The organism is Photobacterium phosphoreum (assembly GCF_002954725.1).
Lineage (GTDB): Bacteria > Pseudomonadota > Gammaproteobacteria > Enterobacterales > Vibrionaceae > Photobacterium > Photobacterium phosphoreum.
The window spans coordinates 380393-402071 of the sequence record NZ_MSCQ01000001.1; the positions used below are offsets into that span (position 1 = coordinate 380393).

Annotated in this window: 21 protein-coding genes, 1 tRNA gene and 2 pseudogenes; 18 read left to right on the plus strand and 6 right to left on the minus strand. The window is 41.2% G+C overall.

Annotated features, from left to right (window positions below; genetic code table 11):
* Positions 1 to 104 precede the first annotated feature (104 nt).
* Positions 105 to 1184, plus strand: a complete 1080-nt coding sequence (gene wecA, locus BTO21_RS01600; RefSeq protein ID WP_045026943.1) for a UDP-N-acetylglucosamine--undecaprenyl-phosphate N-acetylglucosaminephosphotransferase — start codon at positions 105 to 107, stop codon at positions 1182 to 1184.
* Positions 1185 to 1384: 200 nt separating this feature from the next.
* On the opposite strand, the gene BTO21_RS01605 is transcribed toward wecA, so the two are convergent.
* Positions 1385 to 1460, minus strand: a tRNA-Arg gene (locus BTO21_RS01605).
* Between the two features lie 134 nt (positions 1461 to 1594).
* Complete coding sequence (locus BTO21_RS01610; RefSeq protein ID WP_045026945.1) at positions 1595 to 2731, minus strand: flagella assembly protein FlgT; 1137 nt, start codon at positions 2729 to 2731, stop codon at positions 1595 to 1597.
* Between the two features lie 147 nt (positions 2732 to 2878).
* On the opposite strand from BTO21_RS01610, the gene BTO21_RS01615 reads away from it, so the two are divergent.
* Both BTO21_RS01615 and BTO21_RS01620 read left to right on the plus strand, forming a co-directional pair.
* On the plus strand, positions 2879 to 3514 hold the full coding sequence (locus BTO21_RS01615) for a FlgO family outer membrane protein (RefSeq protein ID WP_045026946.1): 636 nt from the start codon (positions 2879 to 2881) through the stop codon (positions 3512 to 3514).
* 11 nt (positions 3515 to 3525) lie between these two features.
* Positions 3526 to 3972: an LPP20 family lipoprotein gene (locus BTO21_RS01620; RefSeq protein ID WP_045026948.1), complete on the plus strand. Its 447-nt coding sequence runs from the start codon at positions 3526 to 3528 to the stop codon at positions 3970 to 3972.
* Between the two features lies 1 nt (position 3973).
* Here the strand turns inward: BTO21_RS01620 and BTO21_RS01625 are convergent, their stop codons facing one another.
* From BTO21_RS01625 to flgA, 3 genes are all read right to left on the minus strand, one after another.
* Positions 3974 to 4402, minus strand: coding sequence for a flagella synthesis protein FlgN (locus tag BTO21_RS01625; protein WP_045026950.1), 429 nt, complete (start codon positions 4400 to 4402; stop codon positions 3974 to 3976).
* A 107-nt stretch (positions 4403 to 4509) separates the two neighbouring features.
* Positions 4510 to 4821: a flagellar biosynthesis anti-sigma factor FlgM gene (gene flgM / locus BTO21_RS01630; protein WP_045026951.1), complete on the minus strand. Its 312-nt coding sequence runs from the start codon at positions 4819 to 4821 to the stop codon at positions 4510 to 4512.
* Between the two features lie 135 nt (positions 4822 to 4956).
* The gene (gene flgA, locus BTO21_RS01635; protein WP_082056772.1) at positions 4957 to 5664 is read right to left on the minus strand and encodes a flagellar basal body P-ring formation chaperone FlgA; all 708 of its coding nucleotides are present in this window, start codon (positions 5662 to 5664) and stop codon (positions 4957 to 4959) included.
* Between the two features lie 120 nt (positions 5665 to 5784).
* Between flgA and BTO21_RS01640 the strand changes: the two genes are divergently transcribed.
* From BTO21_RS01640 to flgJ, 11 genes are all read left to right on the plus strand, one after another.
* Positions 5785 to 6726, plus strand: coding sequence for a chemotaxis protein (locus BTO21_RS01640; RefSeq protein WP_045026954.1), 942 nt, complete (start codon positions 5785 to 5787; stop codon positions 6724 to 6726).
* Positions 6727 to 6776: 50 nt separating this feature from the next.
* Positions 6777 to 7604, plus strand: a complete 828-nt coding sequence (locus BTO21_RS01645; protein ID WP_045026956.1) for a CheR family methyltransferase — start codon at positions 6777 to 6779, stop codon at positions 7602 to 7604.
* 247 nt (positions 7605 to 7851) lie between these two features.
* Positions 7852 to 8247 (plus strand): flagellar basal body rod protein FlgB, encoded by a 396-nt coding sequence (flgB, locus tag BTO21_RS01650; RefSeq protein ID WP_045026957.1) that lies wholly within the window; start codon positions 7852 to 7854, stop codon positions 8245 to 8247.
* Between the two features lie 3 nt (positions 8248 to 8250).
* The gene (gene flgC / locus BTO21_RS01655; RefSeq protein ID WP_045026959.1) at positions 8251 to 8661 is read left to right on the plus strand and encodes a flagellar basal body rod protein FlgC; all 411 of its coding nucleotides are present in this window, start codon (positions 8251 to 8253) and stop codon (positions 8659 to 8661) included.
* Between the two features lie 17 nt (positions 8662 to 8678).
* On the plus strand, positions 8679 to 9425 hold the full coding sequence (gene flgD / locus BTO21_RS01660) for a flagellar hook assembly protein FlgD (RefSeq protein WP_045026963.1): 747 nt from the start codon (positions 8679 to 8681) through the stop codon (positions 9423 to 9425).
* Positions 9426 to 9433: 8 nt separating this feature from the next.
* Positions 9434 to 10786, plus strand: coding sequence for a flagellar hook protein FlgE (gene flgE, locus BTO21_RS01665; protein WP_105026668.1), 1353 nt, complete (start codon positions 9434 to 9436; stop codon positions 10784 to 10786).
* 160 nt (positions 10787 to 10946) lie between these two features.
* A complete protein-coding gene (flgF, locus tag BTO21_RS01670) occupies positions 10947 to 11696 on the plus strand; it encodes a flagellar basal-body rod protein FlgF (RefSeq protein WP_045026965.1) in 750 nt (249 codons plus the stop codon).
* A gap of 19 nt (positions 11697 to 11715) precedes the next feature.
* Positions 11716 to 12504 carry a flagellar basal-body rod protein FlgG gene (gene flgG, locus BTO21_RS01675; protein ID WP_045026967.1) on the plus strand — a complete coding sequence of 263 codons (789 nt, stop codon included), beginning with the start codon at positions 11716 to 11718 and terminating at the stop codon, positions 12502 to 12504.
* A gap of 91 nt (positions 12505 to 12595) precedes the next feature.
* A complete protein-coding gene (locus BTO21_RS01680) occupies positions 12596 to 13318 on the plus strand; it encodes a flagellar basal body L-ring protein FlgH (RefSeq protein ID WP_181314865.1) in 723 nt (240 codons plus the stop codon).
* Between the two features lie 67 nt (positions 13319 to 13385).
* Positions 13386 to 14477: a flagellar basal body P-ring protein FlgI gene (locus BTO21_RS01685; protein ID WP_045026970.1), complete on the plus strand. Its 1092-nt coding sequence runs from the start codon at positions 13386 to 13388 to the stop codon at positions 14475 to 14477.
* A gap of 37 nt (positions 14478 to 14514) precedes the next feature.
* On the plus strand, positions 14515 to 15525 hold the full coding sequence (gene flgJ, locus BTO21_RS01690; RefSeq protein WP_105026669.1) for a flagellar assembly peptidoglycan hydrolase FlgJ: 1011 nt from the start codon (positions 14515 to 14517) through the stop codon (positions 15523 to 15525).
* A gap of 83 nt (positions 15526 to 15608) precedes the next feature.
* On the opposite strand, the gene BTO21_RS01695 is transcribed toward flgJ, so the two are convergent.
* Positions 15609 to 15794, minus strand: a complete 186-nt coding sequence (locus BTO21_RS01695) for a hypothetical protein (RefSeq protein WP_045026971.1) — start codon at positions 15792 to 15794, stop codon at positions 15609 to 15611.
* 124 nt (positions 15795 to 15918) lie between these two features.
* Between BTO21_RS01695 and flgK the strand changes: the two genes are divergently transcribed.
* From flgK to BTO21_RS20370, 4 genes and pseudogenes are all read left to right on the plus strand, one after another.
* Positions 15919 to 18012: a flagellar hook-associated protein FlgK gene (gene flgK / locus BTO21_RS01700; protein WP_239997976.1), complete on the plus strand. Its 2094-nt coding sequence runs from the start codon at positions 15919 to 15921 to the stop codon at positions 18010 to 18012.
* Positions 18013 to 18024: 12 nt separating this feature from the next.
* On the plus strand, positions 18025 to 19335 hold the full coding sequence (flgL, locus tag BTO21_RS01705; protein WP_045026973.1) for a flagellar hook-associated protein FlgL: 1311 nt from the start codon (positions 18025 to 18027) through the stop codon (positions 19333 to 19335).
* 384 nt (positions 19336 to 19719) lie between these two features.
* Positions 19720 to 20049, plus strand: a pseudogene (locus tag BTO21_RS20365) (flagellin N-terminal helical domain-containing protein); the annotation flags it as partial.
* Positions 20050 to 21270: 1221 nt separating this feature from the next.
* Positions 21271 to 21615, plus strand: a pseudogene (locus BTO21_RS20370) (flagellin); the annotation flags it as partial.
* Positions 21616 to 21679: the final 64 nt, after the last annotated feature.

Sequence of the window (21679 nt, forward strand, 5' to 3'; positions counted from 1 at the left end):
TGATCGTAAATAATTGAAACAATAGTGCAGTAATATTTCTTTATTATATTCACTATTGTTTCTTTTTATTTGCTGAATGTATACGATTTAAAAAAGTGTTTGTTATGTTTACTGGATATTGTTTTATCTTTATCTTGTCATTGATTTTTTTATTTATGATGAGAGTTATAGCAAAAAGAGTGGGTTTAGTTGATAAACCTAATGCACGAAAACACCATAAAGGTGCGATCCCATTAGTGGGTGGTATATCTATTTTTGCTGCTATATCAGTTACCTTTTTATCATTTCTACCTCACACTCGTGATTTATATTTATATTTAAGCTGTGCTTTAGTGCTGATTGTTCTTGGGGCATTTGATGATCGTTTAGATATAAGTTTTAAAATACGCTTAATTGTCCAAGCTGGTATTTCTATTGCAATGATTGTGATTGGAGGCCATAGCTTACATAATCTTGGTTTTTTAATGGGCAGTGAAACGATTCAACTATCGGTTTTCTCTAGCTACATTATTACTATTATTGGTGTTATTGGTGCGATTAACGCATTTAATATGGTTGATGGTATTGATGGATTATTAGGTGGCTTAGCTGCTGTTACTATTGGTTCGATGGGCGTTGTGTTCTACTTATCAGGAAATACTTACCTGGGTACAATGTGTGGCTTGATTGTGACCGCAATTATTCCTTACATCATGCTTAACCTTGGTATTCCGTTTGGCACGAAAGCAAAAGTCTTTATGGGTGATGCGGGAAGTATGTTTATTGGCTTTACCGTTGTATGGCTATTGATTAAAGCAACCCAAGATCCAGAATCATATGCTTTCAAGCCTGTAACCGCATTATGGTTAATTGCGATTCCACTTATGGATATGGCAACAATTATGATCCGTCGTATTCGTAAAGGCCAATCGCCATTTAAGCCAGATCGTGAGCATTTACACCATATTTTTCAACGCATTGGATTATCGTCTCGTCAAACATTATTGACTATTTGTGCTATGGCATTGACTTGTTCTGTGATTGGTTTGTGGAGTGATTATGCGGGTATTGCTGAATCAACAATGTTTGTTGCTTTCTTGGTGATGTTTGTTTGTTACTTTGCCACTATTAGTCATATTTTCCGTATTGTTACTTTTGTACGTAATATCTTAGGGATTAAGACGAGTAAAGTTAGCACTGATTAATCATATTATATGATTCCAGAAACAATAAAGGCTTAGTAATCGATGATTACTAAGCCTTTTTTATATGTGTTAGTTGTCGATGTGAGCGGGCATTCTGAATAGATTTAGTCTAGTAGGGTTTATTGAGTAAGTTTCGAAAGCTGTTTTAAGATGATTTTTTGATGTAAAAAAATCAGCACAGAGGCTGACTTTTTAGAATGTGGTGTCCCCTACAGGATTCGAACCTGTGTCTAAGACTTAGGAGGTCCTTGTTCTATCCAGCTGAACTAAGGGGACAAGGTAGTAAACGCTCGTTACTGATTAACGCTGTCAGATAAGTTATCTGCTGGTTAATGTGACACTATTTATCTAAATGAAATAGGTCAGAGGCACAGTATACGCGAAAATCAGCAGAGGTTAAGAAAATAGTGTTATTGATTCAATTGCTTGGTCAGTAAATCACCAGGTTGAATGCTAGAAGCCAGTTGTAACTGGTTAACGCTAAGTTCTGCCGACTTTTCATAGACTCGATTCACGGTCAATGTAATCGCCGTTTCAACCATTCGGTTACGTGGAATGCCTTTTTGATCAATGAACCCTGCACTATGCCATAATTTAAGTTGATCACCATTGCGGACTCCGTGTACTCGGCCGACATTGATTTGAGCAATACCCTGATGAATATTAATTATTTCAGGTAAGCTGGCACGACACGAAAGTGCACTTTCAATATCAAGCATCATATTTTGAGCCATGCGTTGAATGCTTTGTCCATATGGCGATACCCAAAAACGCGCTGTTTTAGTATCAACATGGCTAGTACGGGCAAAAGGCCATAAACCGATATCACGGTAGCTATTTTGATAGATCATTTCACCTGTTTTACCATCCATAATATCTAAGGTGACCGCAAATTGACGATTAATGGTATTGGGTTGCAATGCGTGATCATCAACGGTTGCTGAAAGATCTGTGATCTCACCACTGACTAAATATTGGGCGTCATTATCTTCCGCTAACATCATCATTGCATCTGCATGGTTGGCGCTAAAAGGGACTTTTGTGACGCCAGTGACTAAAAAACTTTGTGAACGTTGCTGAATGTTTTTTTGTAAGACTTTTGAGAAATCTTCACCTAATTGATAAATACTGCCCATTGCCGCTTGTTGTGGTACTGCCAGTGAAAACTTCCCCAGTAATAATCCCTTTTTATATTGTACCTTGTGGCAACTTTTTGCCGATGGGTAAATATCTATTCTGGCAGTGACATACATTTTGCCGCCAGCATCTTTCTGTTCTAGCACACTAATATGTCGAATTTCATTGCCACTAAAGCGGTATTGTTGCCGATCTTCTTGTAAATAGGTTTTGAGCTGCGGTAGGCTGGCGATCTCGCCTCCGGTAAATGTCATGGCTTGGAGTACCGCATTTTCTAAGGCATTGACTCGTGCTGTTGCTTTACTTTCAAGAATGGTCGCCTCACCTGTCACTTGTACCCACTGTGCATTGCTGGAGTATGAAACGAGCAGGCATAACGCACTCAAACAGATTAATATTTTTTTATTCATAAAAGACCAGTTTAGGTATGTTTTTTGCTTTAATCGAGATATAGCCACAATGGAATGCAAAGAGTGTTCCCAATTGGTGTTTATCATTAAAGAAATTGCATTAGTGAGCGATATATTCTTTATCACACGTAGCTAGAGTGGCAAAAAATGAACAATATTATACTGGTGATGTGCGTGCTGTTATTAACGGCCTGTGCTGCACCCCAAGTTTATAACGGTAAACAACAGTTTTCCTCTGCAGGGTATTCATTAACAACACCACCACGGCATACGGTTGATTATTTTGTTGAAGGTCTTACTAATCAGTTAATTGAATCAAACCAATATCTAACCGCGAGTACACCTTTAGCGGTGACATCGTTTGTGGATTTACAAGACATGGGGGCAACCAATTGGCTCGGTAATGTTGTCAGTGAAAACTTCATGTTTCAAATGCAGCAACGAGGATTCACTGTGGTTGATTACAAGTCAACAGGGGTGATTAAAGTGACTCGGAATGGTGATTTTAGTATTAGCCGTAATTGGCAAGAGCTATCTTCGCAACAACCGGTTGATTATGTATTAACCGGCACTATGCTACGTCAAAGCGGTGGGGTGTTAGTGAATGCCCGTATTATTGGAATGCGCTCGCATGTTGTGATTGCCACCGCGCAAGGTTTTTTACCCGCAGAGCGTATTGGACGTGATTTAGATTTTATGAATAAGATTCAAATTCGTAATGGTGTGATTATGCGTACTGAACAACAACAGCCAACCACCAATAACGTGGTACTACGACCTTAAGGATAAGCCTCATGACAAAATGGTTAACAGTGATGTTATTGGTAGCAATATCAGGATGTTCAGCCTCAAACGGTGCGCTTACCCCTGATTTAACCAACAGTAATGAAATGGTATTTGCCGTTGGCTATGCGTCAATCAGTGAACAGAATGGCCGTACACAAGAAGAAAAAAGTTTACGTGCAATGCGCGCCTCAAAACTCGATGCTTATCGTGAACTGTCTGAGCAAATTTATGGTCTACGCATCTCAGCCACAACCTCGTTATCAAATCAGCAATTAGGGCCAGAAAATACCGATGGTGCCGTTGATGGGGTGATTCGTGGTGCGAAAGTGACCCGCAGTTATCCTGTTGGTGATAGCTATGTAACTGAAATGGAATTAAATCTAGGTTTGATGGAGCGCATGAAACAACACGGTGAAGTGTTTCATGTACCGAATAATCAGCAAGTGATGTTTTAATCTAGGCTTTAAGGTTGGTGCCTAATGAGCGAACATTTTGCGCCTTACCATCACAATTATAGGTCATTTGATGGCGACCACGGCTTTGTTGGAACAGGTTATTGAGTTTATGAAAACTTAATTGAGCCCGTTGTAATACTTCGCCATTGATATCATTGCGCTGTTTACATAGCGTCACTAGTTGCTGGATCTCATTCACATGTTGGCTGAGTAGTTGGTCATCTTGCAATTGTTGCCGTTGCGGGTGATTAGCAAGTAAGTAGTCATGTTGTTGAATACTATTGATCAGCGTGAGTTTTTCTTTGGCAAATTGTTCTATTTCTAATGCACGTCGATGAGCGATAGCTGTTTTTTCTTGGTTGAGTAATTCAGCAAGTGATACCAAAGCTGTATGTTGAAGCTCAAGCAATTGCTCAATAGTGTGTTTCATAACCAAGATCCTTACAGTGAATGCACAATAACAATTAGTTAGTCTTTAATAACATTACTCTTAATAGTATTAGCTGTTACTAATATCAGAGGTTAATGACATCAGTATTAAAGGCCCTGAAGTTCATCTTCAAATTTAATCATGTTATTGGCAAGTTTATCGGCATCAATAGTATAACTGCCATTTGCGATGGCTTGTTTTATTTCAGCTACTTTTGCGGAGTCAAAGCTCGTTTCAGCCGCTAATTGTTGATGAATTTGGCCTACAGCTTTACCTTGAGAGCTTAACGATACCGCATCGTGTTGTGGTTCTACCGTTGTTGCTGTTACTGGCGTATTTTCTGTCGCTGTTTTAGTGTGATTAAGCGTACGGTTTGTATTCAGTGGTTGTCCACCACGTAGATGATCAATGCTTGTCATAATATTGTACCTGTCGATGTCAATGGTTATAGTCAGTTATCGACGTATAGACTATAAACTTTAGCTTTTTTTAGTCACTAACGCCAAAATATTATGGCTTATGGTGCTGCGCTTAATAAGTGTATTTTTGAGAAATTAATATTTGACCGATACTTCACCAACCGCAGTAATGACCCCATCAATAATACGTTTTGATTTACTGTTTTGCACGCGAATCTCATCGCCGATTGCCCCATCGGATAATGCCTTTCCTGTGGTCACAATCGCTAACCCTGACTGACCTGCACGAATTAACACACTGTCATTACGGCAGACGAGACAGATATCATTCGCTTGAATCACATCACCTGCTTTAACTGCCCGTTTTACTTTTGAACCAATGATTTGTTGTGGATCATTAAAGCTTACACCTCGTTGAAAACGGCTTTCTACCATCACAATTTTTAAGTTGGCAATACTGAGTAAAGCACCTCGTCCTAAATGGGTCGTAGCGATCACTTGTGGCAATGTTTGTTGGACACTAACCGGGACATATAACTGCCAATTTTGACTCTCACAGCGCACTAAGACGGTGACATTGCCCGATAATGTTTGTTTACCTGGCGTAGAGGTGAGGAGAGGGGTGCTGCATGGGGGAAATCGTAACCGTGAATCTAACTTAGCGGCAGTAACCTTAATGCTGCCAAAATCTGGCTTGATTAGCGCTTGTTTTATGTGATCTGCTGCCGTTTTTTGAATCAGACTTGGTTGTGATTGCGGCATTGCATAACTATTTAGACTAAAGCTTAGCAATAGCGTGCCGATAATCATGCAAACTAGATGTAAATATTGATGAGTGATCACTGCATTATGCTCTCTTGTCGGTGTTAGAACGTTGGTCGTTAAGTGACATATCATAAGTAATTATTCATAAAATTGCTTGTATTGGTCACGTTAATATTCTTAGGCAGGGAGCTGTTTTATATGTCAGGCATTCTAGATTCCGTTAATCAACGCACGCAGTTGGTTGGCCAAAATCGGTTAGAGTTACTTACTTTTCGACTTAATCGACGTCAGCGATATGGGATTAATGTCTTTAAAGTGAAAGAGGTTTTACAGTGCCCGAAATTAACATCAATGCCGAATTTACATCCTTTTGTTAAAGGGATTGCTTATATTCGAGGTCAAACAATTTCAGTGATAGATATGAGTCTTGCCACTGGTGGTCGGCCTGTCGAAGATATCACTAATTGTTTTATTATCATTTCTGAATTTAACCGTTCAGTGCAGGGCTTTTTAGTTTCAGCGGTAGAGCGAATTGTTAATATAAATTGGGAGGCGATTTTACCGCCGCCACAAGGTGCAGGACGAAATAATTATCTTACTGCCGTCACTGAAATAGATAATGAACTGGTAGAAATCCTTGATGTAGAAAAGATTCTTGATCAAATTTCACCAGTAGATACGCGATTATCGAATGAATTACTTGATGAAATTAGCTTAATAACACCGCTCGTGAAAACGGTACTCGTCGCTGATGATTCAATGGTCGCGCGTAAGCAAGTGCAACGTGCGATTGAATCTATCGGTTGTGATTGTATTTGTGTGAAAGACGGTAAAGAAGCCTTTAGAACCCTGCAAAAAATGGCTGAAAAGGGCAGTATTTATCAACAATTAGCCTTAGTGATATCAGATATTGAAATGCCTGAAATGGATGGTTATACCTTAACGGCTGCGATCCGTAACGATCCAACGTTAAAAGATCTGCATGTTATTTTACATACTTCACTGAGTGGGGTGTTTAATCAGGCGATGGTTGAACGTGTGGGGGCGAATGCATTTATTCCTAAATTTAACCCTGATGAGCTAGGACGGGCAGTAAAAAATGCAATGATCCCTGCGGCTGCGGTTAACATTAGTTCTTAAATATAAATATATTTGACGTGTCAGACTATAAAAATAAGAAAGAGTAATTGATGACAACAGTAACGGTAAATGATCAAGATTATTATGATTTTTGTCTTTTTCTTGAAGCGCAATGTGGGATTGTTTTGGGGGACAATAAGCAATATTTAGTACGTAGCCGTCTCAGCCCATTAATTAGACGTTTTGGGTTGCAATCGTTGTCTGATTTATTGCAACTAACCCTTACTGGGCGCAATCGTGAATTACGGGTTGCAGCGATAGACGCGATGACAACCAATGAAACATTATGGTTTCGGGATACTTATCCTTATACGGTGTTAGCGGAGAAAGTATTGCCTGAATTAGCTGCAAATAGGCGTCCATTAAAAATATGGTCAGCGGCAAGTTCATCAGGGCAAGAACCGTATTCAATCGCAATGACTATTTTAGAGCAGCAACTGAAGCGACCGGGGTTATTACCAAATATTCAGATTACGGCGACGGATATCTCACAAACCATGCTCGATATGTGTCGAGAAGGAGTATATGACCAGCTTGCGTTAAGTCGCGGCTTATCTCCTGATCGTCGAAAAATGTTTTTTGAGTCGCACCTCAGCGGTGGCATGCAAGTTAATCAACGGGTGAAGCAACTGGTGAAGTTTCGTCCGCAAAACTTAAAAGATAGTTATGTATTATTGGGTAAATTTGACGTGATATTTTGCCGTAATGTATTGATTTACTTTTCTGCTGAAACCAAAATTAAAGTGCTTAATCAATTAGCGGCGAGCTTAAACCCCGGTGGTTATTTATTCCTTGGCGCATCAGAGTCGTTAACGGGATTATGTGATCGATTTGAAATGGTACGTTGTAACCCCGGTATTATTTACAAATTAAAATAAGAGCAACAGCAGGTCGTTTAGGGACGAGGGTTCAAGGTTTCGATATTCGAGGTTTAAACCCTAACTGGAAAGATTGGTCTACATTGTTAGCTATCAAGCTCTTATTCTCGTCACCTGCTCTTCCTCGTAACTCGCTCCTTTCCTCTGCTTTCCCTCTTTATTTCCTCCCCCTCTTTTCCATCTTGGCATTGTCCTTGCTTTATTGTTGCTGTCATTGTGACTGTGAATTACACCGTAGAGGCAAAGCATGTCGATTTCTTTTGATAAAGCATTAGGTATTCATCAGCATACCGTTGGTACTCGTGCAACCCGCGCTGAAACATTGGCGAGCAACTTAGCCAATGTCAATACTCCAGGCTTTAAGGCAAAAGATGTCGATTTTAGTCGTGTCCTACAATCGGCAACCACAGGGGCAAACGTTGGCCTTAATCGTACCAATGGGCGGCATATTACTGCCTCAGGTGCCGCCAGTGGCGAACAGTTATATCGTGTCCCAACCCAACCTGATACTGGTGATGGCAATACGGTTGATGCGCAATTAGAACAAAACTTATTTATGCAAAACAGCATTGAATATCAAGCATCGTTGGATTTTTTAGGGTCTAAATTTAAGAACTTAACCAAGGCATTGAAAGGGGAATAATGGATGAGTTTATTTAATATTTTTAATGTTACAGGCTCTGCCATGAGTGCAGAATCGGTACGACTGAATACCACCTCAAGTAACCTTGCCAATGCCAATAGTGTTAGTAGTTCTGCCCAAGAAACCTACAAAGCCCGTCATCCTATCTTTGCTGCAGCACTTGATAGTGCTCAAGGCAGTGCCAGTGTACCAGTACAACTACAAGGCATTGTTGAAAGTAACGAGCCATTAAGTGCCGAATATAATCCAGAACATCCATTGGCGAACAGTGCGGGTTATATTTACAAATCCAACGTTAATGTGATGGAAGAAATGGCGAATATGATTTCCGCATCACGCTCTTACCAAAACAATGTTCAAGTCGCTGATGCCAGTAAGCAAATGCTGATGAAAACCTTGCAGATGGGCAAATAAGTTAAGGAGTTTGTGTTATGACAACCATTAATGGTACCGGGCAATCTCTTTCTTATCTTGACCAGCTAAAAGGTATGCAAGAAAAGAAGATTGCGCAAGAACAGCCAACAACAGGCACCAATCAATTAAAACAAGACGATTTTTTATCGTTGTTAACCAAGCAATTAGCCCAACAAGATCCGTTTAAGCCCGTGGGTAACGATCAGATGATTGCTCAAATGGCGTCTTTTGCGACCGTTGATGGCATCAATAAAATGAATGAACAATTTGGTTCACTCAATAGTGCTATGACATCTAACCAAGCACTGCAAGCATCATCACTGGTAGGCCAAGATGTATTAATCCCAAGTGCTTCAGCGCTTAAAAGCCATGATGGTGAAATGGTGGGTATGGTACGGATGCAGCAAGGGGTCGATAACGCCATTCTACGGGTTGAAAATGAGCAAGGGGTATTAGTGAAAACCGTTACCTTGGGCGCGAAATCAGCTGGTGAACACCCGTTTGCATGGGATGGTAAGGACGATGCTGGCAATGTGATGCCGCAGGGTAAATATAACTTCTCGGTATCGGGAACCGTTGGCGGTGAAAGTCAGCAATTTGAAGTATTAACACATGCCAATGTAAATAGCGTTTTACTCGGTAATAGTGATGGCAAGGTAATGTTAAATCTGGCTGGGGTAACTAAACCTGTCAATTTAGCGGAAGTTTTACAAATTGGTAAAAGTGCACAATCAGCATCACCACTTAGTACACAACAAGGATAATTGAACTAATGAGCATGAATATCGCATTAAGTGGCTTGGGTGCTGCGCAAAAGGACTTAAATACCACCAGTAATAACATTGCCAACGCTAATACCTTTGGTTTTAAAGAGTCACGCGCAGAGTTTGGTGATGTGTACTCAAATTCAATTTTCTCTAATGCTAAAACCACCACTGGTGGCGGTGTCCAAACCTCAACCGTAGCGCAACAGTTTCATGAAGGTTCAAGTATTTATACTAATAATCCGTTGGATTTACGGGTATCAGGTGCGGGTTTTTTTGCGGTGGCAGATAATAAAAATGAAGCGGCAAACAGTAATTTAACTCGTAATGGTGCGTTTCAATTAAACAATGAAAATGAGTTAGTAAACTCTGAAGGTAAATTTTTATTGGGTTATCCCGTTAACCAAGATTCAAATACTGTTGCTTCTTATGAGGCAAAATCATTAAAAATTGATGATATTTTTGGACAGCCAACAGCATCTAAAAATATTACGGTTTCACTTAATCTACCCAATAAAGAAACAGTGCCAAAAAGTCAGCCATTTGATTTCACGAATACTGACTCATTCAGTCGATCTACATCGTCGACTATTTATGATTCATTGGGTAAGCCGTACAAAATGACCACTTATTATGTGGCAAAGTATGATCCTAATGCTATTGCTCCTGATTCAACGAATGCTAATACGTGGGATGTTTTTCAGACAATAACTGATAATAATGGTAAAGAAAAAGCATTAGATGCAAAAGTTCAGGGAGCATTACCTAATGACAATTCTGCGGCTGGCACCAATGGGCATATGGGCTATGTACTAAAGTTTGATGCTAATGGACAACCATTAAATACAACGCCATTAAATATTCAAATGGAAAGTTTTGCCGAGGCTGAGATTGAGGTTGGTGGTGCTGATATGGCTCAAGCTTTGATCATGAATTATGATGATCCAACCCAGTATGCGTCGGCGTTTGAAGTACGTAAATTTCAAGATGTTGATGGTGCATCGACAGGCTATTTATCTAAAGTAGATATCGATCCCGATGGTAATATCATGGCGTCTTATTCTAACGGTAAAGATTTGGTTGTTGGTCGGGTAGCAATGGCACGGGTTGCCAATGAGCAAGGGCTAACGCAACTTGGCGGTTCGTTATGGAATGCTACCCAAGAATCTGGTGAAGTGGTGTGGGGTGATGCATCACAAGGCTCATTTGGTGCTATCAAAAGCGGTACTTTAGAGCAATCAAATATTGATATGACTCAAGAACTGGTGGACTTGATCAGTGCGCAGCGTAACTTCCAAGCCAGTTCACGAGCCTTGGATGTCAATAATCAACTCCAACAAAACATTCTTCAAATTCGTTAATTTCAGATGCGTTAATTATTATTGTGAGTTGAACAACGCCACCTGCATCGGTGGCGTTTTTGTTTCTCCAGTTCTCATTTCTTTCCCGTTGCTATTCTTTATTCACATCTTGGCGTAATTTTTGCTTTAAATCGGTGAATAAACAAAGGAGTGTCAAAAAATGGATCGGGCGCTGTTTCTCGCTATGAGCGGGGCAAAACAAGATATGCAAGGCATGCGTGTTCATGCCAACAACCTTGCTAACGTTAGCACAACAGGCTTTCGTGCTGACTTACAACAAGCACGTAGTATGCAGGTGTTCGGTGAAGGCACTCCGAGTCGTGTGTTTACTATGGCTGAACGTACAGGTAATGATTTTGCGCAAGGCTCTGTGATCAATACTGGGCGAGATCTCGATGTTGCCATTCAGGGTGACGGTTGGCTAACGGTGCAAGATGCTAGTGGTCAAGAAGGCTATACTCGCGCAGGTCATCTGAAAGTTGATCAAATGGGGATGCTGCAAAACAGCAATGGTCAGCTTGTGCTAGGGCGAAACGACAGTCCCATTTTTATTCCTCTGCCAATCAATAAAATTGAAATCAGTAAAGACGGCACTGTAGCTGTATTACCGAAAGGGGCACCACCAGATGCGATGGTCACCGTTGATCGCATTAAACTGGTTAAACCCGATAATCGTAGTTTGTTTAAAGATACCGATGGTTTATTTAAACTGATCGGCAATCGTGATCCCTTAGATGCGGATGCCAGTGTCAGTTTAGCCAAAGGAATGCTTGAAGGCAGTAATGTTAATGCAGTGGCTGAAATGACCAGCATGATCGATTTACAGCGTCACTTTGAAATGCAAGTGAAGTTAATGAAAACCGCTGAAGAAATGGATAAATCCTCCTCTTCACTGATGCGTATCAGCTAATTACTCAAGGACGATCATTATGCATCCAGCATTGTGGGTCAGTAAAACGGGTTTAGATGCCCAACAAACTAATATCTCAACTATTTCTAATAACTTAGCTAACGCCTCTACCATTGGTTTTAAGAAAAGTCGTGCTGTTTTTGAAGACTTGTTCTACCAAAATATCAATCAGCCTGGTGGTAAATCAACCCAAGATACGACATCGCCAAGTGGTTTAATGTTGGGTGCAGGTTCAAAAGTAGTCGCGACTCAAAAAGTGTTTACTCAAGGTAATACTCAAACCACCAATAACGCCATGGATATGATGATTGAAGGCGATGGTTTTTTCCAAGTATTGCTACCTGATGGTAATATTGGTTATACCCGTAATGGTCAATTTACCATTAATGATCAAGGTATTTTAGTTACCAGTGGTAGCGGTTATCCGGTTCAGCCTGAAATTATGGTGCCTGATAATGCAGTGGGTATCACTGTCGGTACTGATGGCAAAGTCTCAGCGCGTACTCGTGATCAACAAGAAAATGTAGATCTAGGACAAATTACGACAGCTGATTTTATTAACCCAGCGGGCATGGAACCGATTGGACAGAACTTATTTTTACCAACGGGCGCTAGTGGTGATCCACAAGAAGGCACGCCGGGCTTAGAAGGTTTTGGTTCTATTCGTCAATCTATGCTTGAAACATCAAATGTGAATGTGACCGAAGAGCTCGTCAATATGATTGAAGCGCAGCGGGTGTATGAAATGAACTCAAAAGTGATTTCAACCGTTGACCAAATGCTAAGTTACGTTAACCAGCAATTATAACTTTATTGGCAAAGGAATGGCTGTGAAAGTACACCAAAATTATTATTGTCGCTGGGGCGTTATTGCGTTGATTTGTGGATTAAGTGGCTGTATGTCAACCCCTGATACTGTTGGTAGTGACATTGAGAAAGCCACCACTAATGTTGATGCTGTTGAGGGTAAGCAGACAGAATCAAAAAGTTTAATTGATCGTTTACGCGCCCGTGAAGATGCTCAAATGAACGATCCTGCATGGAATCCTGTGCGTCCTCAAGAGAAGCCAGATCATTATGCGACCGCAACCGGATCGTTATTTAATCAAGCTCAAGCGCAAGATTTATATGATGATACTAAGCCGCGTGGCATTGGTGATATTGTGACTATCTTATTAGAAGAAAAAACGGCGGCCAAGAAAAGCGCCAGTTCTGATTTAGATAAAAAAACCGATCTTAATATGCAGCCTATCGATCTTGGTGGTAAGCCGGTCACTTTGCACGATTACACCTTGTCTTATGCGATGGCAAATAATAATACTTTTGCAGGTTCTACCTCGGCTGATCAAAGTAACAGCATTAAAGGCTCTATTTCTGTTGAAGTTGTCGATGTACTCAGTAACGGCAACTTAGTGATTCGCGGTGAAAAGTGGTTAATGCTCAATACTGGTGAAGAATATATTCGTGTTAGTGGCAATATTCGTCCCGATGATATTGATCAAGATAACACTATTGCTTCAACCCGTATTTCTAATGCACGGATTCAATATTCAGGTACGGGTGATCGCCAAGATATTCAGCAGCAAAATTGGCTGTCACGCTTTTTTAATGTCGCTTTTTAATGTCACTTTTTTAATCTCGACGCTTAATTTTGTCTTTTAATTGCATTTACTTACATCGGAGAGTCGCTTGAAGTTATCGACTATATGTATTTTAGCCTTGGCTTTATTTACCACCACAGCACATGCTGCACGCATTAAAGATGTGGCTGCGGTTGCGGGCGTGCGCAGTAACCAGTTGGTCGGTTATGGCTTAGTGGTCGGTTTACCGGGAACAGGTGAAACGACCCCGTTTACGGAACAAACCTTTAATGCAATGCTGCAAAATTTTGGTATTCAGCTGCCCGTTGGCACCAAACCTAAAACCAAAAATGTCGCTGCAGTGGCTGTTAGTGCGACCTTGCCAGCGTTTACCAAGCAAGGACAGACGATTGATATCACCGTGTCTTCGATTGGTTCAGCCAAAAGTTTGCGTGGCGGTACGTTATTACAAACATTTCTAAAAGGCCTTGATGGCAAAGTCTATGCAATAGCACAGGGCAGTTTAGTGGTCGGTGGTTTTAGTGCTGAAGGTGCTGATGGCTCTAAAGTCGTCGGCAATACGCCAACGGTGGGGCGAATCACTAATGGCGCGATGGTAGAACAAGAAGTCTCAAACCCCTTTGGTCGCGGTGATTACTTAACCTTTAATTTGTACGAATCTGATTTTACTACTGCCCAACGAATGTCAGATGCGATTAATCAGTTCTTAGGGCCACAAATGGCGGCAGCAGTTGATGCAACCTCGATTCGAGTTCGTGCACCACGTGATGTCAGTCAACGAGTTGCCTTCTTATCAACGGTAGAAAATTTAGAATTTGATCCCGCTGAAGGTTCAGCAAAAATCATCGTGAATTCACGTACAGGTACGATTGTTATTGGTCAACATGTCAAGTTACGTCCAGCGGCAATTACCCACGGTGGCATGACGGTATCAATCAAAGAAAATGCCCAAGTGAGCCAACCGAATGCCTTTGCTGGTGGTGAAACCGTGGTGGTGCCTAATTCACAAATAACCGTCGATGAATCCGATGCGAGAATGTTTAAATTTGAGCCTGGGGTGACGTTAGATGAATTAGTGCGAGCGGTTAATCAAGTCGGTGCAGCACCATCAGATTTAATGGCAATTTTACAAGCATTAAAACAAGCTGGTGCCATTGAAGGTCAGTTGATTATTATCTAAATCACTTCGTGCGTCATTACTAGAAAAGAGATCCGCAATGAAACAAATAGAGCCTGGTTTTATTCATGATTTAAGCAACCTTGATCGTCTACGGGCAGGGATCAGCGAGGATAAACAAGGCTCTTTGCGTGAAGCGGCAACCCAGTTTGAATCTATTTTTACCCAGATGTTATTTAAGTCAATGCGTGAAGCTAATAGTGCGTTTGAATCTGATTTAATGAGCAGTAATAATGGCAAATTTTATCAGCAAATGCATGATGAACAATTATCATCTCAGCTTAGTACTACGGGTAGTTTAGGGCTGGCGGATATGATTGTTAAACAACTGGGTGGTGAGCAGCAAGATTTGAGTCAACATAAGCCAACAACGGAGTTACGTCCGCAGCAGCAACCGCAGCCATTTTCAATTCGACCAATTAATGCTGATAGTGTTGCTTTGCCATTAGCCACAGGTTCGACGGATAAAGCCTTGTCGCTGCCGTTATCTGAGTCGAGGTTACACCAACAAGTTGCGCCAGTGGTTGCGGTTAAAACCTTGCCTGCCAAACCAACCGAATCATCAATAAAGCCAATAGAGCCAACAAGTTTTGCCTCGGCTGAAGCCTTTGTCAGTCACATGAAACCTTATGCGAAGCAAGCAGCGCGCGCATTAGGCACCGATCCAGCGTTATTGATTGCTCAAGCGGCATTAGAAACAGGCTGGGGGAAAAAAGTGATCAATAATGCTCTAGGCTCCAGCAATAATTTATTTAATATTAAAGCCGATCCTCGTTGGCAGGGGCAAAAAGTTGCCACTAAGACTTTGGAATTTCATGATGGTATTGCCGTTCAAGAACAAGCGGCGTTTCGATCTTATGATTCTTATCAACACAGTTTTGATGATTTTGTTAATTTCTTACAGCACAATCCACGTTATTCAAAAGCACTGACCCACAGTAATCAACCACAGCAATTTATTCGTGAAATTCATCAAGCAGGCTACGCCACTGATCCTAATTACAGCAATAAGGTATTAGCAGTAATGAAAAAAGTGCAGAGCTTATTGTGATCAGAGAGTGCGGTTACAGAGTAACGGTGATCAAAAGAAGTACAACAATAGCAGAGTAAAAGCAGCACTAAATAACAATAATATTACACCACAATATCAATGAGACTTGAGACCATTTTAATCAGATCATTACTCTCAAATAATGCCCCGTCTACTTCCTTATCAGACACTTGTTTTTTATCTTGTTTATCATCATCGCTGTCAGTGATTAGCGGCACTACGATTTCTTTTATTGCGTAACCAATAAGTCCCGAAAGTAAAATGTTCATTAACGATATCCTTTGTTATAGGGGCTGTTTTGCCATTGCTGTTGTGGGTATTTTATCTATATCGGCAGCAACGGCAAAAGTATAAGTAAATAAATGCCAATTAATAGTTTTTATTTAAACCCTGATGTTAGAACGGTATTTATTTAAAAGTGGTTCATTTCTTGCTTGTTTAGCAGCAGCGTTATCGCAACATATTGTTGATAATGGTTTAATTTTCAGTGGGGAGCAATGGGCGATGGCGGTAGATTTGATGCAAATTGGGGTGAGTGGCTTACGCACATCTCAAAAACAATTGGATGTGGCAAGTCATAACATCACCAACGTCAATACTCCAGGATATAGTCGCCAAGTTGTTGAGCAAAAAACCGATAATGCGCAGTGGAACGGTAATAATTACTATGGCACAGGGGCTTACATTGATAACGTTAGTCGTGCTTATGACCAATTTGCTGCCCGCGAACTCACGCTTTCCACCACTCAGTTAGAAGAAGCGAACGTTAAACAACAGCATTTAGCCATGTTAGATGATTTTACCTCTAAAAGTGCTGTTAATAGCGTTAACAGTATGAACGACTTTTATCATTCAGTGCGTTCATTGGCTGATAATCCGAGCGATCTTGGTAGCCGTCAAACGGTGTTAGAACATGCTAATCAAGCGGCTGTGAACTTAAATAATTCCCACGAAACCCTCACCAATATTCGTACCGATGTTGATCAGCAACTGAGCGTGTCTTTAGAGCGGGTTAATGCATTAGGGCAAGAACTTGCCGCGGTTAATACCAGTTTACAGCAACAATCAAGCAGTGATGGCAGTAATGATCTGTTTGATCAACAGCGCACGCTTATCAATGAATTAGCCAAATATACCCAAGTGACCGTGTTGGCAGATAAAGGCAGTTTAGCCAATACAGTTATCATTGGCAGCGGTGATACCTTAGTGTCAGGGGTAACTGCATCACAACTTAAATTAATTGATGGCGACCCTGATATTGGCAATAAACAAATCGCGTTAATCAATGGCAACAACAGCAAACCGATTAAAAGCGACACTATTGGTGGCAGCTTAGGCGCGATGCTAACAGTACGTGATGATGTTATTGATAAAAGTTTGGATCAACTCGGACAAATGGCGATTGGCTTTGCGTCACAGATGAACGATCTCCAACAGCAGGGTGTTGATCTTAATGGTCAGCAAGGACAAGCGTTGTTCAATGACATTAATAGCCTTAATGCGATGTCACAACGAGCCCTTAAACCGTTTGGTAGCAGCAGTGATATCAGCGTTAAAATTGATGATATTAACCAGCTTAAACTAGGTGATTATCAATTAGTCAGTGAGGCCGCGGAAGGAATAGATAAAAAAATATCTATTAGCCATATGGTTATTGATCAACAAGGCAATAAAACTCAACTTGAAGCTAATGATGAAGGTAAGTTTGTTGCCAAGGTTGATGGTTTAGAAATCATCGTTAATGAGCAACCTTCTTTGATTGCGGGTGAAACTGAAACCACCATCATTCAACCCTTACGTCGTGGCGCAGCAGATATATCGCTCGCAATGACCGATCCGCGCAGCTTGGCGGGTCATCGTCAGTTTACAGCTATTGCCGCTGAATCCAATCTCGGCTCAGCAACCATCACTAAAGCAGAGAATGTGCCTGATGATGCAGCGGGGCGTTATCAACTAAAATTGAATTCAGTTGATGAGAAGATGACAGTAACTGTCACTGATTTAAAAACTAATGCCGAAGTTGAATTAGTCGATAATAGTTATTCCGTTGATAAAAGTGCAACCATTGTATTTAAACATGATGATCTCCCTTCTATACCCGTTATGACCTTATCAGCAGGTGCAAAAGCCAATGATAGTTTTGAGATTGAACTGGGGGCGCAAAACTCACAAGGTGGCAACGGTAACTTTTTAGCCATGCAGCAAGTCCAGCACCAAAAGACCATGGCAGACGGTAAATCAAGTGTGATTGATGTCTTTGAAGGCTTAGCTACTGATGTTGGTATGCTTAAAAAAAATGCCGATAAATTAAGTGAAGTGAATCAGCTTGATTTTGATTCTGCCTCTGAGCGGGTATCGAATTTATCAGGGGTCAACCTTGATGAAGAAGCCGCCAACTTAATGAAGTTTCAGCAATCGTATATGGCGTCATCACGGATTATGTCGGTGGCGAAAGAAACCTTTGATACCTTAATGCGCGCAGTATAACGAGGAGTTGTCATGATCAATCGCGTCTCAACCGCCAGCCAATATCAAAATCTGACTTCCAACTTAATGCGTAAGCAAGGCGAGCTTAATCAAACCAATGGTCAACTTTCCAGTGGCAAGCGAGTCGAAACCGCTGGGGATGATCCTGTGTCCTCGGTCACGATTCAAAATTACCGCCAACAGCTCACTCAAATTGATCAATATAATAGTGCCATCACATTAGCGAATAATCGCCTCCAAACTATGGAAACCGCAATAGCTGGAGTTGAAGATAACCTTGGTGCGACTAAGCAAAAAGTGCTCGGTATGATCAATGGCGCGATGGCAAGTAACGACCGCACCGCATTTAAAGACGAATTAATTAGCTTGCGTGATGGCTTACTGGAATTAGCCAATAGCCGTGATGAAGCGGGTAACTATGTGTTTTCGGGTAATCAATCGGATACCAAACCGTTTATGGAAGCCACTGATGGTAGCATGGGTTATCACGGTGATAGCCAGTCACGTTATGCTCAAATAGATAAATCGGTTAACGTAAAAACCAGCTTACCCGGCGATCAATTATTTACCGATGTACCCAATAGCTACGGTGATTATCGGCCAGTATTTAAAGATAAAAGCGGTGAAGATGTAGTGCCTCAAGTTGAAGGATTAACGTCTGGCTCTAAACTGCATTTGTTATCTGCTACCACCAGTAATTTTACTACCGCTGAAACTATTCAAGTGAGCTTTAAAGAAAGTGATGAGGTAGATAAAGACGGCAACAAAGTGATGCAATACAGTCTTAAAATTGGTAAAAATGTAGTTGCAGAAAATGAGCCGTATAATGAACAAACAGGTATTGTTTACCCGTCGCGCTCAAAGCCGCTAGAGCCTGTTGATCCTACAGCTCCCGTTGCAGAGAAAGAGGCTGAAATTAGGCTTAAATTTGATGGTATCAGTAGTGGTGATAGCATTACTTTAGAACCTGCGCAAACCATCAATATTTTTGATTCAATTCAGAGTGCGATTGATAACGCAGAGCGTCCAACCTCATCGCCAGCGGCGGAAGCAAACTTACAACGAGTGATTGATGATCTCGACAGTGGCTTTGTGCATATGAACCAACAGCGTTCAGAAGTCGGCACCATCATGCAGCAGGTCGATCGCCAATTAGAACAACATCTTGATTTTGAGTTAACCCTAAATCAAGCCCAAAGTGGCTTAGAAGATCTTGATTACAGCAAAGCAATCATGGATATGAATCAACAAATGATGGCGCTACAAGCCTCGCAGCAAGCGTTTGGGCAAACCAAGCAATTGTCATTGTTTAATTATATTTAGGGAGGTAGGGGCGAGAGGTAAGAGCAGGGACGAGTTTCGAGGAAGAGCAGAGCAAAGAGTCCTTGGTAGCCCATTATTCACATCTCGGAAGCCGAGGGATGAGGGCTATCCGTGATCTACTCAACGCGTGCTTGAGCCTAACGGACGTTAGTGAATTCAATCATGACAACCACAATAAGCCACTCGGCAAATATTCCCCCCATTTATCAATTGTTAAATTCATATACAAAATTATAAAAATAATCCTCAAGCTTCGCCAAAAGGTGCCGTTAACTTTAGCACTAAGTTAATTAAATCTCTTTTTAACCCGGCACCACGTCTGGGAAAGATCATCCAAGGAGTCTCACCTTTATGGCTATTACAATCAATACTAACGTAACAGCAATGACTGCCCAGCGTAACCTTAACAGTGCAAGCAGCAGTGTTGCAGACAGCATGTCAAAACTATCATCTGGTCTGCGTATTAACTCTGCTAAAGACGATGCTGCCGGTATGCAAATTTCAAACCGTTTGACCAACCAAAGTAATGGTCTAAACGTAGCTATGCGTAATGCTAATGATGGTGTGTCAATGGCACAGACTGCTGAAGGTGCGATGTCAGAATCAACCACCATCATGGAGCGTATGCGTGAGTTGGCACTCCAATCTGCTAACGGTTCAAACTCAGATAAAGACCGTGACGCAATGCAGAAAGAAATGGGTGAGTTGCAAAGCGAAATGAACCGTATTGCAGATACCACAAGTTTTGGTGGTCAGAACCTTCTTGATGGTTCATTTGGTTCAAAATCTTTCCAAATTGGTTCTAATTCAAATGAAACTCAAAGCCTAGAGTTGATGGATGTATCTTCACATGCTTTAGGTCGTGATTTTAAAAATCTTAAAGCAGGCCCTGATGCTGTTGAATTACAAGGCGGTACATCAACTAGTGATGGTAAATTCTCGTTAGGTGTTAATGGTACAAACCATGACATAGCTATTACTAAGGATATGTCTGCAGATGACCTTAAAAGTAAATTAAATAATATTGACGGTGTTAGTAATATTGGTGTAACAGAGGTTGAGCGTGAGATTACAGCACTAACTAAAGGCACAAGTGCTGTTACAGGACTAGGTGCCCAAGCTAGTGCTGTGAGTTCGACAACAGTTTCTGGCCTAGCGATTACAGCTAGCTCTGGAGATACAATTGATCTTGATATTGATGGTACAAAGGTAACTTTGAATGAGGCTGCACTAGCTGACGAAAATACGCTTATGGCTGCCATTAATGATGCTTTAGTTGATGATGGTAATACTAATGTAACGGCATCTGCTACAGCGAATACGGGCTTTACTTTAAATTCAGCTGATGGATCTGAAGTTGTGATGTCTGCAACAATTGAGAGTGCTGGTGATGACGCTACAACAAAATTATCGATTGCTAACGCTAGTGGTACGGGAGCTGCTCAAGATTTAGCTGGAGATGCCCCTGGAACTTTAAATGGTACTACAAAAACAGTCGGTGGTAAGGTTGCAGAAAACGTTGAATTTGATATTGGCGGAACTAAAATATCATTGGGAGCCGCAGATTTTGCTAGCAAAAAAGATTTACAAGCTAAACTTGATTCATTTGGTGGTGCTGGTATTACGCTTACAGCGACAGGTGCTGATGGTTTTACTATCTCTGCCGACGATGGCGTTGAAACAAAAATTTCAGCAACCATTGATGGTACGGCTGCTGAAACGAAAGCAACGATTGTAGGTGCTGATGGTACAGGTACAAAAGCATTAAAAGGTGATGTAGCTGCTGATAGAACTGGCTCAACAAAAACAATGAATGGTGTTGAAGCTGTTACAGAGAAAGGGTTTACTCTTGATTTTTCTGATATGAAGTTAGATACCGATATTGAAGCCATTGAGCTTACAACAAAAGATTTTGATGGAAATACTGCAAATCAAAAGTTAGCTATTGGCGCAGATATGATCACTGAATCTGTAGCAAGCCTAGATCTATCAACCGCTGAAGGCGCACAAAACGCGATCGATGTACTTGATTCAGCAATGGAGCAAGTCGACTCAAAACGTGCTGAAATCGGTGCCTTCCAAAACCGCATGACGCACACCATGAGCAACTTGGCTAACATCAATGAAAACGTTAATGCCTCAAACAGCCGTATCAAAGATGTAGATTTCGCTTCTGAAACCATCAACATGACTAAAGGTCAGATCCTGCAACAAGCGGGTACTTCTATCCTTGCGCAAGCAAAACAAATTCCACAAGCAGCACTTAGCCTACTAGGTTAATCCGCTGTTAAAGTCGTGCCCTGCTGATACTATCAAGCAGGGCATTATTATATTTTAATCGCTA